Source organism: Ruegeria sp. CDSB022 (assembly GCF_059611145.1).
In genome coordinates, this window is the sequence record NZ_JBXWOZ010000017.1 from 61,595 (window position 1) to 73,979 (window position 12,385).

Sequence of the window (12,385 nt, forward strand, 5' to 3'; positions counted from 1 at the left end):
GCCTTGAACCCAGTCGGGAAAATGCCTTACAGAGCGCCACGGATCCAAAGGATCCAAACAAAAGAGTGGGCCGTTAGCTCAGTTGGTAGAGCAACTGACTTTTAATCAGTGGGTCGCAGGTTCGAATCCTGCACGGCTCACCACTTTTTACATAACACCAAGGCGTTACGCAGGATCAGATTGATGCGAACGTATAACCACACCGCATGTGCGATGATCTGCCGAGGAGATCCGTGGCGATTGTAGCTGATCGGCGATGGCTTCTTCGATGTCACCTTCGTCCAATAACGGGTGTGAGAATCCAAACGGCAAGTTGACGAGACAAAGCCCTTCGAAGTGCGGAAATCACTTTACGTTCAAGTGGTTGCGATTTCTGCTGACCTCTGAAAGTAAATGGTGCCTCAAGAGGGACTCGAACCCCCGACCTTGTCCTTACGAAGGACCTGCTCTACCAGCTGAGCTATTGAGGCAAGCGAGGCTCATTTAAACCCTCGTGCGGGTGCTTGCAAGCGGTGAAACCCCGGGTTTCATGACCTCAGAAGCACCTGTTTCCGCATTTTGTTATCACCGTTCTTTGAGGGTCCGGCGCTCACTGGAAATCGGAACCGGGTTGACTGCAGTTATATATTTCGATATTTCATGAAATATGGAAATTACAGCAACAGAACAACTGGCGACTTTGGGTCACCCGCAACGGCTTTCAGTGTTTCGCATGTTGATGCGACGCTTTCCTGACGCTGTCCCGGCCGGAGAGCTTGCCTTGGGGCTGGGGATCAAGCCCAACACATTATCGAACTATCTGAACGCGTTGCGACAGGCAGGGCTGGTCCGGCAGAATCGGTCTGGTACCTCTTTGCTCTACTCGATCGAGATGCAGAATGTGCAGCAGATGCTGGATTACCTACTGAACGATTGCTGCCGCGGACGCCCCGAAATCTGTATCCCGTCAGGCTGGGAAAGCGACAGATCAGCGGACCGAAAATATAACGTTCTTTTCCTGTGCGTTGGCAATTCCGCCCGTTCGATATTTGCTGAATCTATCCTTCGCGCGCTGGCGGGTGAGCGTTTCAACGCATATTCTGCGGGAACGCAGCCTTCATCCGGGCTCAACCCTATAGCGGTGCAGGTCCTTAAGGACAAAGGGCATGACGTTTCGGCTCTGCGCTCGAAACATATGTCAGAATTTGCCACCTCTGACGTGCCCGAGATGGATTTTGTCTTTACCGTCTGCAATCAGGCCGCGAATGAGGAATGCCCGGCCTGGGATGGCCAGCCGATCAGCGGTCACTGGGGCGTGGTCGACCCGGTCATGGCGACAGGCACGAAGGCTGAAAAAAGCCTGGCCTTCCAGAACGCCTATGGTTCGCTCAGGCGCAGGATCGAGGCCTTTACCTCGCTGCCGGTCGAAAGCCTCGACCGGATCGCCTTGCAATCTGCTGTCGACGATATTGCCAGAACATCTGACGAGGACATGACATGACAACCTACGCTGTGAATGGCCTTGGCCGGATGGGCAAGCTGGCCCTGAAACCACTATTGGAGAAAGGCGCAAAGATCGCCTGGATCAATGACGGGATCGGTGATCCTGAAATGCACGCACATTTGCTGGAATTTGATACGGTTCATGGACGCTGGGAAGCAGATTTTGACTATGACAAAGACAGCGTCACCATAGAGGGTATGCGCTTGCCGTTTGTCGGTACCCGCGACCTGAACGCGCTGCCACTGGACGGGGTCGACGTGGTGATTGACTGCACTGGCGCCTTCAAAACCGAGACCAAGCTGGCGCCATATTTTGATGCAGGCGTCAGGAAGGTTGTCGTCTCGGCACCGGTCAAGGATGGCCCGACCGCCAATATCGTGATGGGCGTGAACGAAGGTACATATGATCCGAGCGCGCATCACATCGTGACGGCCGCCTCTTGCACCACCAACTGCCTGGCGCCGGTGGTCAAGGTGATCCATGAAAATATCGGGATTCGGCACGGGTCGATGACCACGATCCATGATGTGACGAATACGCAGACCATCGTGGACCGACCCGCCAAAGACCTGCGCCGCGCGCGCTCGGCCCTGAATTCGCTGATCCCAACCACCACCGGCTCGGCCACGGCAATCACCCTGATTTACCCGGAACTCCAAGGACGGCTGAACGGTCACGCGGTCCGGGTGCCGCTGCTGAATGCCTCGCTGACCGATTGCGTGTTCGAAGTAGAGCGGGAAACAACCGTCGAAGAGGTCAACGCGTTATTCAAAGTAGCCGCTGAGGGTGAACTGAGCGGCATTCTGGGCTATGAAACCCGCCCTCTGGTGTCGACCGATTACACCAATGATCAGCGTTCTTCGATCATCGATGCGCCGTCGACCATGGTGGTGAATGGCACGCAGGTGAAGATCTATGCGTGGTATGACAACGAGATGGGATACGCACACCGTCTGGTCGACGTCGCGCTCATGGTCGGAGCCGCGCTGTGACCCAGAAGCCCGAAGGGTTGTCCGCCTATATCGCGGTCACGGCAGCCTATTGGGCATTCATGCTGACCGACGGCGCGCTTCGTATGCTGGTGCTGCTGCATTTTCATACGATGGGCTTCTCGCCGGTCCAGCTGGCCTATCTGTTTGTTCTGTATGAAATTGCCGGTATCGGCACCAATCTGGCGGCGGGCTGGATTGCGGCTCGGTTCGGGTTGACCTCGACGCTCTATGCGGGGCTTGGCCTGCAGGTGGGGGCGTTGCTGTTGCTGACACAACTAGACCCTAATTGGGCCATTCCAGCTAAAGTGACCTTTGTCATGATCGTTCAGGGTGCCAGCGGCGTGGCCAAGGATCTGGCCAAGATGTCTTCGAAATCCGCCGTGAAACTGCTGGCCCCGACCGAGGATGGCGGCCTGTTTCGCTGGGTTGCGCTGCTGACCGGGTCCAAGAACGCGGTCAAAGGGCTGGGCTTTTTGCTGGGCGCAGGTCTGTTGGCAACGTTTGGCTTTAACTGGGCGGTGCTGGCCATGGCTATGGTGCTGGGCGTCATCCTGATCGCGGTCGTTCTATTCATGCCGCCGGGCCTGCCCAAAGGGCGTAAAGGCGCAAAATTCTCTGAGGTTTTTTCGAAATCCCCCAATATCAACTGGCTGTGCTTGTCCCGCATGTTTCTGTTTGGCGCGCGCGATGTGTGGTTTGTGGTCGGGATTCCGATCTATTTCTATGCGGTATTGTCCGACGGGTCCGAAACCGGGAACCGAGCGGCCTTTTTCATGATCGGGACATTCATGGCGGCCTGGATCATCCTATACGGCGCAGTTCAGGCCAGCGCCCCGAAGATCCTGCGCGCCTCTGACCGGTCCGAGCCCCAATTGATCCGCGCCGCGCGCGATTGGGCCGTAACCCTGTTCTGCGTGCCTGCTGCCCTGACCGTTGCTGTGGCCTTATCCTCGGGGCCCGCCACTTGGCTGACAATTACGCTGGTGATCGGCTTGCTGATCTTTGGAGTGATCTTTGCCGTGAACTCCTCGCTGCATTCCTATCTGATCCTGTCCTTTTCTCAGGCCGAGCGGGTCACGATGGATGTCGGTTTCTATTACATGGCCAACGCGGCTGGCCGATTGCTGGGCACAGTGCTGTCTGGCCTCACTTACCAGATCGGTGGTTTGGCAATGGTTCTGGGAACAGCCACAACAATGGTCGCTCTGTCCGCCATGGCCTCGGACAGGATGCAGGACCGTTTGGCGGTGGGTTAGCATTCTCACCAAGCTTGCTCGCGAATGCGGCATGGACGTCATTATTTTTGCCGATGAATTCTGTGACGGGACAAGTGGAATTAGCCCCTACATGTTACGCTATCCGGCAGAAACGCTTTACTGGCGATGCCGCAGGGCATTTCAGCGGATCCAATTTGTTGTTTCAAAATCTCAGTGGCACACTCGGGAAGCGCGCAAAGCCACGCGTTCGAAAGCTCACTGAAGCAAAAGACTATTTTGATTGGTACCCAAGCAATAAGGCTTGCAGTGGTTCGTGGCCGACCGCTCAGCCTTAACAATCCGATATCACTGCCCAGAGGCATTTGACCTGGAATGCCACCACTCGAGTTGCATGAGATCCGATCATCAGCATTCCTTGGTCGGGTGGAAGTTAATGTCACACCACCGTGGCTATTCTGCAGCGTTCGGAACCGTCGCTTCTGCGTACATTCCCTTCACACGTTCCTTTGTTGGATCGAAATGCGGGAATGGCACGATCTTGGCTTTCAACCGCTTTTGTTGGCCGTCCAGCTGCCCGATTTCGATGTCCGCTCCAACGATGGCATGGGTAACAGAAACCCGACCCAAAGCGATGACCTTGCCGAGGATGGGTGATTTCATCGCGCTGGTAATCTCTCCGACCTGCGCTTTCCCAACGCGCACGCAGTCACCGGGTGAGGGGACCGTACCCCCTTCGATCTCAAATCCAACCAGTTTGCGGTGTGGGTGGGCCTTGCGCTCCTCTATCGCCGCCCGCCCAATGAAGTCGTCGGTCTTTGATTTCAGCGGCACAGTAAAGCCGATGCCGGCCTCGAACGGATCGGTCTGATCGTCGAATTCTGACCCGGCAAAGATCAGACCGCCCTCGATCCGCAACATGTCCAATGCGCCCAGGCCCAGAGGCGCAATGCCATACTCTTGGCCCACCTCCCAGACACGATCAAAGATTTCGACGGCATCCTTGGGGTGGCAGAAGATTTCATACCCAAGCTCTCCGGAATAGCCGGTCCGAGAAATTACAACAGAAGTCCCCTGCACATCACCAACCCGCGCGACCGAAAGCCGGAACCACGGCAGTTCGTCGATCGTTGGTTGCTGAGGCGGTGTCCAGAATATCTTGGAAAGTATGTCGCGGCTATGCCGCCCCTGAACTGCAATGTTGTGCAACTGGTCCGTAGAGTTGCGCACCCAGACATTCATATTGCGTTTGAGCGCCTGTTCCTGCAGCCACAACCCGCTGGTGTCATTCCCACCGATCCAGCGGAAGTTCGTCTCACCCAACCGGTAGACGGTGCCATCGTCGATCATACCGCCGTGCTCATAGCACATGGCCGTATAAACGACCTGACCAACGCTCAACTTTTTCATGTTGCGGGTCACGCAAAGCTGCATCAGCTCTTCGGCGTCAGGTCCCACGACTTCGTATTTGCGCAGCGGGCTGAGGTCCATGACAGCAACCTTGTCCCGGCAAGCCCAATATTCGGCAATCGCGCCATGATTGGTCATCGTGTTGGGCAGCCAATAGCCATTGTATTCGACGAAATCACGGGTGTGCCGTGCAAAGCAGTCGTGAAATGCTGTTTTCTTAGTTTCTTCCACATCCGCCTCCGCAGATTTTCTATAGCCATAGGACCGCTTGAACTCCTCGGTCGCCTTATAGGTTCGCACTTGAATGTCTGTTGGATTCCAGCCATTTGCCGGGTCGATATCGCAGGGACAGCCGGTGCTGACGCAAACCAGATCGGTCAGGGCGCGCAGCAGGACGAAGTCACCGGGTCGCGACCACGGATCGTCCATGCCAATGGCGTTGGTGTCATCCAGCATCGTGTTGAAAAAGAAGTTGATCGCTGGCCAGCCACCGCGCGGCTTGATGCCATATTGGTCCAGATCCTTGTTGATATTGTCCGAACAATTCACATGGCCGGGATAGCCAAGGTCTTCATAATATCGCGCCGTACAGGCCAGACCGAACGTGTCATGGCGCCCACAGGTATCTTGAACGATTTCGATCAAAGGCTCTTGATCTACTGACCAGTACTTTGAGAAAATCCCGGGTTGAGGATACAAGCTGCCCATCAGGCTGCGTGTTGTTGTCGGGTCGATTTCACGCTCGATCCCCTGATCCAGTGCGCGGCGGCTGAAGGCCTGAAAATCGGAACACTCTCGGCCACGAATATCGACGATCTGGATGAATTCACCGGCCTTCACTTCATATGAGTGCGCATTTCCCGGCTGAATATTGAAATCCTTAAGCGGATCGGCCAGCGGATCGGGTGGTCCGACATCGGGCTTTTCCAATCCGGGCGCTGAGCGCTGGATGTACAAGATGATATCCGTAGGAGGGTTGTTGTCCTCAGGGCGCATAGCCTTGCCTGGTGCAGCGACAATCAAAAGACCATCGCTTTCCGCCACGAAATGCACCATGTCGCCCGGGCGTGAACCGCCAGCGAATGCCCGGATTGCGTCGCCTTTTCCGATGTCGAAGCCCGCGATTTCCAATGCACGCAGAACTTTTTTGCCAGATGCTGATCCATTTGCGAGGGTTGCGATCAAACCTTCGGGCCGTCCATGCCCCTGTGTGCCCAGCATGGCTGCATCGGAGCTTCGGTCAGGAGAAAAGAAGACCATCTCAGCCGGTTGCATCCCATCGCGGTCCAGCAGCGTGATGGTATCGCCCTTGGACACCGGTACCGCGCGCGACCCCATTCCGGGGATCGGGTGGCGTTCCGTTCCATGCGGCAGGATCGGAAGGCCGGGGGCCAGGACCCCGCTGCGTTCGAATGGAACTTCGAAGACCGGCTTCACATTCATAGTGTGTTTTCCTGAATGGCTTCGGTTGCACCACGATGGGTGACCACCAAGAGGCATCCCGCCTCGGTTCGCGAATAGTGGCTGAACCCGGCAGCAAGGCTGACAAAATCGCCGCTGCGATATCGAAACCCGTCGTGGTCGGTCAGATCGCCCTCAAGCACAAAGAACTCTTCCGGCCCGTAATGAACATGAGGGTTCGAACGTGTGCCTGGCGCCATCTTCATCAGATAGCTGCCTTGTCCGGTTTCTTCATCGAAACTGATATTCTTCCACCAGACCTGCGCATCGGGCAGGCCGTCCATCCGCATCCGGACAAATCCGGGGTCATCGAAGCGGATAACGGTGCGTGCGCTCTGCTGTTGGGCCATCTTAGTCGAGCCCCAACCGCTTTTTGCGCTGATCAGCCCAACTGCTAATCGCCATGTCGAAGGTAAGCGCCATCAGCGAGACATTCATGCCGAGCACAAAGTTCTTGCCCAGTTCGGTACCTGCCAGAGTTCGTTGAAGTTCCTGCCCCAGGTCCTGCGTTCCAATGAAGGCCGCGATAATGACCATGAAGAAGGCGAACATGATGGCTTGATTAAACCCGACCGCCATAGTTGGCAGCGCCAGAGGGAACTGAACCGACATAAGCTTTTGCCGGCGGGTCGAGCCGGACATATCTGCTGCCTCGGTCATTTCCGGCGGCACGTTGCTGAGGCCAATAATAGTGTACCGGATCAGCGGGACGGCGGCGAAGATCAGAATCGAGAACACAACCGCGACATCATTGACCCCGAACAACATGATCGCAGGGATCAAGTAAATGAAGCTGGGGAAGGTTTGCGCAGTGTCGCAAGCCAGCAAAATGCTCTTGGACCAACGCGCGGACCGCGCAGCGACAACGCCCAGGGGGATACCGATCATGGTTGCCAGCGCAACGGCCGAGATCACGGTATACAAAGTAATAACCGACCGATCCCACCAGCCCGAGAACGCGACAATCGTAAAGAAGACTGCTGCGTAGATGCCGGGCTTTCGGCCACCAACCCAATAAGCAAAGGAAACAACCAGCAGGATGAACGCGGGAGTTGGAATGGCGAGTAGCGTATTCCGGAATGGAATCAGAACCTTGACGTTCAGAAACCAGCGTAACCATTCGGTTGTCCCTTTGATCATGTCGATGGCCAGGAACGACTTGATAACCACGTCGATTTCTTTGCCCTGGCTGAGATGCTGCTTGCGGCCAATTTCGGCCAGGATCGGGAAGACCTGAGACAGCAGAGTGAACCCAACAAACAGACCCAGTGCGACCAGCGAAATCTGGTGGCGCTTCCACCACGGGGTGCCGCGTTCGAAGTGCACTGGCTGTTTGACGACCCAGGCCTTTGACATCCGATCCAACGTGACAGCCAGAAGGACGATGGTTACGCCAATCTCGAAAGAACGGCCCAGCTTGAAACTACCCATCATCGCCAGCAGTTTCGCGCCAAGACCGGGCATTCCGATAAAGGCGGTCAGAACAACCATCGCAAGACACAACATGATCACCTGATTGACGCCGACCAGAACCTCGGTCCGCGCGGCTGGAACGTAGACGTGGCGCAACATCTGCCATTTGGTACATCCAGACATCTGGCCTGCTTCGATCACTTCGGGGCTGACTTTTTTCAAGCCCAGAGTGGTCATCAGGATCATCGGCGGGATGGCAAAAGTAATTGTTGCGACGGCCCCAGCTGTCGGTCCGACCTTAAAAAAGATCACTGCTGGCAAGAGATACGTAAAGAAGGGCAGGGTTTGCAGCACGGACAACATGGGTTTCAGCAACCGCTCGAACCAGCTGTATTTCCAGGCGGCGATGCCCAGTATCAAGCCCAAAAGAAACGCCAGCGGTGCGGCAACCACGATGACAGACATCGTCTGCATGGCGATCTTCCACTGCCCGATCGCGGCCGTCCAGATGAAGGTTCCCGCGCCTAATGCGGCCAGACGCCAACCACCTACGGCGTAGCCGACGACGGCTGCCACTGCGGCGATTGCGGACCATGGGATCGGACCTAGATTGGGCCAACGGCGCTTGCCTTCCAGAAGGTTCGCTGACGTATCCAGCAGGAACTCAAGCGGACCTTCGGCGATAAATCGTGTGACATAGATCAGGCCAAGATCATTTTGGATAAAGTAGAAGACTGCATCCAGAACCTGCGCCGTCGGCGGAATCGCGGCTTCGGGGATGCGGTTTAGCCATTCGGGCAGAACTCCGACAGCTTTGGCAACGATCAGCACGAAGGCGGCGGCCAGAAGTGTAGTCAGGACTCTGGTTTTTCCCCACGTCCCGTCTGAAGTGTCCGGTACTTCGGTGGACAGCGCCGCCATCATTCAGCTCCAAGCAGAACATTCAATGCGGCGTCACGTTCCAGAACACCGGTGACAACGCCATTGTCATCCGCCACCGGCAAAAGAATGCGGTTATCGTTGACAAGAACCCGCGCCAGTTCGTGAATGGTTGATCCACCGTTGATTGGTGCGCCCTCCAAGGCATGACCGTTCACAGGTTTTGCCAGGCCTTTGGCATGTACGACCCGGGCCTTGTCGACATCTTCGGTAAACTTGGCCACGTACTCGGTGGCAGGGTTCATCACAATCTTGTCGGGGGTGTCACATTGTTCGACCGCGCCGTTGCGCATGATTGCAATCCGGTCTGCCAGACGTAGCGCTTCGTCAAAATCATGCGTGATGAAAACGATGGTTTTGCCCAGCATCTCTTGCAATCGCAGGAATTCATCCTGCATTTCGCGGCGGATCAGTGGATCAAGCGCCGAGAATGGCTCGTCCAGAAACCAGATATCGGGTTCAATGGCGAGCGACCGGGCGATTCCGACTCTTTGCTGTTGGCCGCCGCTCAATTCCCGTGGGAAGTATTCTTCCCGACCTTCAAGGCCCACCAACTTGATGACTTCCAGCGCGCGTTCGCGCCGATCATGACGATCTTGTCCGCGCATTTCCAACGGAAAGGACACGTTGTCCAAAACCGTGCGATGTGGCAGCAGTCCGAAAGACTGAAACACCATGCCCATCTTGTTTCTGCGCAATTCAATCAGATCGCGCTCGCTCAGGCTCATGATGTCCTGACCGTCAACCTCAATCGTTCCGCCTGTAATGTCGTGCAGGCGCGAAAAACAACGTACCAGCGTCGACTTGCCTGACCCTGACAAACCCATGATGACCAGCATTTCGCCACGGCCAACCTCAATCGAGACATCCTTGACACCGGCGATATACCCATCTGCACGGATTTCATCAAAACCGCGGCCAGCGGGCATGGACTTCAGGTAGCTCTCTGGCGAGGGCCCAAACAGTTTCCATACATTTTTGGCTGAGATGACAGGCGCTGTGGCGGACATGGCTGCCTAACTTTCTTGTTGAGCGCGGCCTTGCATCGATCAGATGGTCAAGGCCGCGCCAGTTTCGGTGGATGTAGCCGGATTATGAGCTGCAGGAACTGATCCAAGGATCGACGACAGCGCGGTTGGCGTCCAGCCATTCTTCGGCGGCTTCTTCCGGTTCAAGCTCATCAGTATCGACCAGCTTCGCCATCTCAGCAATCTGCGGATTGGTGAAAGAAATCTCTGTCAGGGCGCAATACGCGGCCGGCCATTTGTCTTTCATACCATCCCAGGCTGCCTTTTTCAGGTAACCTTCGGCGGGGTTGCCGCAATCATACAACGCATTCGGGTTAGGACCCTTGGCTGGGTCTTTGTCGCATCCGTCTTCCCATGCTGGGAACTCAACGAACTCACCAGGCCAGACGGCTTCGGCAAAGTTTGGCGTCCAGTTAAAAACCAGTACCGGCGTTTTGTCGGCCTCAGCCGCGCCTATCTCGGCCCAAAGGGCTGCGGCGGAACCCGCATTGATCACGGTAAAGTTCAGATCAAGTGCTTCGGCGCGTTCTTTACCATGCTTCAACCAGTCAACTGGACCATCCAGATACCGACCCTTGTCGCCGGTTTCGGCTGTCGCGAACAGGTGTGCGCAGTCGTTCAATGCATTCCAATCTGGCAGGCCCGGGCAGGATTCCTTGGTCCACATGGGATACCACCAATCCTCACGTGTAACGGCGTCATGATCGCCTGCGTCATGCAGGCCACCTTTTTCCAATGCCGCCCTGTAGGACGCGCCAAACGCGCCTTCCCAGACTTCCATCTCCAACGCCACATCGCCCAGGCGCACCGATTCATAGACCGCCTGGCTGTCGGTGGTGACGTATTCGACGTTGTTGCCCATCTCTTCAAAGATCAGGCCGACAACGTTCGACATCACGATCTGGCTGGACCAATTGTGAATTGGGATCACGATCGGGTCGCTGCTGTCTTCTGCAGTCGCCCCTGTTCCCGCAACTGCTGCCAAAGTTGCAGCAGAAAGGAGGTTTGTAAGTTTCATGTTTGCTCCCTGAGTGATGTTCATTTTTTAGGTTGTGGACTCTTCCGGCCCCGAATTTGTGCATTCTGCGCAGAATCGCCCCAGACGCAGAACAGAAATTTGAGGGTCTTTGACCATAAATTCTTGAGGCTAACCCGACTTTTTGCTATCTTAACAATTAGTTGCCTGATCGATTGCCCGCAGATGAGGCCAAATGTTTTTCGATCGCTATAACGTCCAGTTCGGGAATCCGCTCTGAAATGCCAAAGAAAACTTCAGTCACAGGGAAAGTCCTTCCGCCGCTCGACTATTTGTTGGCGTTTGAAGCTGCCGCAAAGGCGCAGAGCTTTGCGCAGGCCAGTAAGGTTCTGAACATCTCTGAAACGGCGATCAGCCGCAAAGTGCGGTTGCTAGAGCAACACTATGATGTGCCGTTGTTTGTGCGAGGGCACCGATCTGTTTCGCTTACCCAACAAGGGGCCATCCTGCTGGCAACCGTGGAGAAGTCGCTGGACCTGATGCGGGATGTCAGCCGGGATATGCTGGCCAAACATCAGGCCAACACGGTATCGATCTCCGCCACCAACTCTGTCGCGTCTCTTTGGCTGATGCCGCAACTTCGCAAGTTCAACAAATCAAATGGCCGCATCCGTATTTCGCTGGTCTCTTCTGACAGCGACGCAGAGTGCCTGTCGGATTCGATGGACTTGACGATCCTGCGTGGAGATGGCGATTGGCCGGGATACGAGGCACAGCTTTTGTTCGGAGAAACCGTATTTCCGGTCTGCAGCCCAGAGTATCTCAAGAGCAACCCCAAAGCGGCAGATATATCTGCGCTGCCGGAACTGGACCTTATTGAAGTCGCCAGTGGTCATGCAGAGTGGATGACATGGCGCACTTGGTTCAGTGGCAATGGGGTATCGACGTCCTCGATGGAACAGGCAGTGGAGTTCAATACCTATCCGTTGTCAGTGCAAGCAGCTGTCGATGGACTGGGAATTGCATTGGGTTGGGCCCATCTTGTTGACCCATTGCTTGAAAGCGGCACCTTGGTCAGACCGGTTCAGGGCGCATCAGTGCGAACACAGTCCGGATACTACCTGTTAAAAAGGCCTCTTCACAAAGCTTTCCCAGAGCAGCGCATCGTTGAAGATTGGTTGCTTGGTCTCAGCGCGGGTCGGAAAAGATACGCCTGATCGCTGTGGCCAGCCTCTGTTTCCTAATGATGAATCGAGTAGCACTTTCAGGGAGTGTTAAACTCGCATATTGACCCTAGGGAATAAATATTTACTTTAAAGAAAAATATATGCGAATCTGGTTCGGCTCCTTGCCGTTCTGGTTGGAACACTATTGGCCTATTTTATGCAGGGAGACCGAAACCCAATGAGCTATAAATCTGACATCGAAATTGCGCGTGAGGCGAAGAAGAAGCCGATTCAGGAGATTGG

Annotated in this window: 9 protein-coding genes and 2 tRNA genes; 5 read left to right on the forward strand and 6 right to left on the reverse strand. The window is 55.5% G+C overall.

What is annotated here, in order from left to right; genetic code table 11:
• Positions 1-67 precede the first annotated feature (67 nt).
• Positions 68-143, forward strand: a tRNA-Lys gene (locus AC2FIZ_RS18230).
• A gap of 251 nt (positions 144-394) precedes the next feature.
• Here AC2FIZ_RS18230 and AC2FIZ_RS18235 read toward each other — a convergent pair.
• Positions 395-470 (reverse strand) — tRNA-Thr (locus AC2FIZ_RS18235).
• A 176-nt stretch (positions 471-646) separates the two neighbouring features.
• Here AC2FIZ_RS18235 and AC2FIZ_RS18240 point away from each other — a divergent pair.
• The 3 genes from AC2FIZ_RS18240 to arsJ are packed head-to-tail and all read left to right on the forward strand — an operon-like array spanning position 647 to position 3,731.
• Complete coding sequence (locus AC2FIZ_RS18240; RefSeq protein ID WP_496694614.1) at positions 647-1,480, forward strand: arsenate reductase/protein-tyrosine-phosphatase family protein; 834 nt, start codon at positions 647-649, stop codon at positions 1,478-1,480.
• Positions 1,477-2,475, forward strand: a complete 999-nt coding sequence (locus AC2FIZ_RS18245; RefSeq protein ID WP_282022538.1) for an ArsJ-associated glyceraldehyde-3-phosphate dehydrogenase — start codon at positions 1,477-1,479, stop codon at positions 2,473-2,475. The genes AC2FIZ_RS18240 and AC2FIZ_RS18245 overlap by 4 nt, the downstream gene beginning before the upstream one ends.
• A complete protein-coding gene (arsJ, locus tag AC2FIZ_RS18250) occupies positions 2,472-3,731 on the forward strand; it encodes an organoarsenical effux MFS transporter ArsJ (protein ID WP_496791439.1) in 1,260 nt (419 codons plus the stop codon). The genes AC2FIZ_RS18245 and arsJ overlap by 4 nt, the downstream gene beginning before the upstream one ends.
• Before the next feature lie 411 nt (positions 3,732-4,142).
• On the opposite strand, the gene AC2FIZ_RS18255 is transcribed toward arsJ, so the two are convergent.
• From AC2FIZ_RS18255 to AC2FIZ_RS18275, 5 genes are all read right to left on the reverse strand, one after another.
• A complete protein-coding gene (locus AC2FIZ_RS18255) occupies positions 4,143-6,542 on the reverse strand; it encodes a trimethylamine N-oxide demethylase (RefSeq protein WP_282022537.1) in 2,400 nt (799 codons plus the stop codon).
• A complete protein-coding gene (locus tag AC2FIZ_RS18260) occupies positions 6,539-6,910 on the reverse strand; it encodes a cupin domain-containing protein (RefSeq protein ID WP_142640214.1) in 372 nt (123 codons plus the stop codon). Before AC2FIZ_RS18260 ends, AC2FIZ_RS18255 begins: the two co-directional genes overlap by 4 nt.
• 1 nt (position 6,911) lies before the next feature.
• On the reverse strand, positions 6,912-8,894 hold the full coding sequence (locus tag AC2FIZ_RS18265; protein WP_281973701.1) for an ABC transporter permease: 1,983 nt from the start codon (positions 8,892-8,894) through the stop codon (positions 6,912-6,914).
• On the reverse strand, positions 8,894-9,922 hold the full coding sequence (locus tag AC2FIZ_RS18270; protein WP_496791440.1) for a quaternary amine ABC transporter ATP-binding protein: 1,029 nt from the start codon (positions 9,920-9,922) through the stop codon (positions 8,894-8,896). Before AC2FIZ_RS18270 ends, AC2FIZ_RS18265 begins: the two co-directional genes overlap by 1 nt.
• Positions 9,923-10,004: 82 nt before the next feature.
• Positions 10,005-10,958: an ABC transporter substrate-binding protein gene (locus AC2FIZ_RS18275; RefSeq protein ID WP_281973700.1), complete on the reverse strand. Its 954-nt coding sequence runs from the start codon at positions 10,956-10,958 to the stop codon at positions 10,005-10,007.
• A gap of 239 nt (positions 10,959-11,197) precedes the next feature.
• Between AC2FIZ_RS18275 and AC2FIZ_RS18280 the strand changes: the two genes are divergently transcribed.
• Positions 11,198-12,133: a LysR substrate-binding domain-containing protein gene (locus AC2FIZ_RS18280; protein WP_142640206.1), complete on the forward strand. Its 936-nt coding sequence runs from the start codon at positions 11,198-11,200 to the stop codon at positions 12,131-12,133.
• The last annotated feature ends 252 nt before the right edge of the window (positions 12,134-12,385 follow it).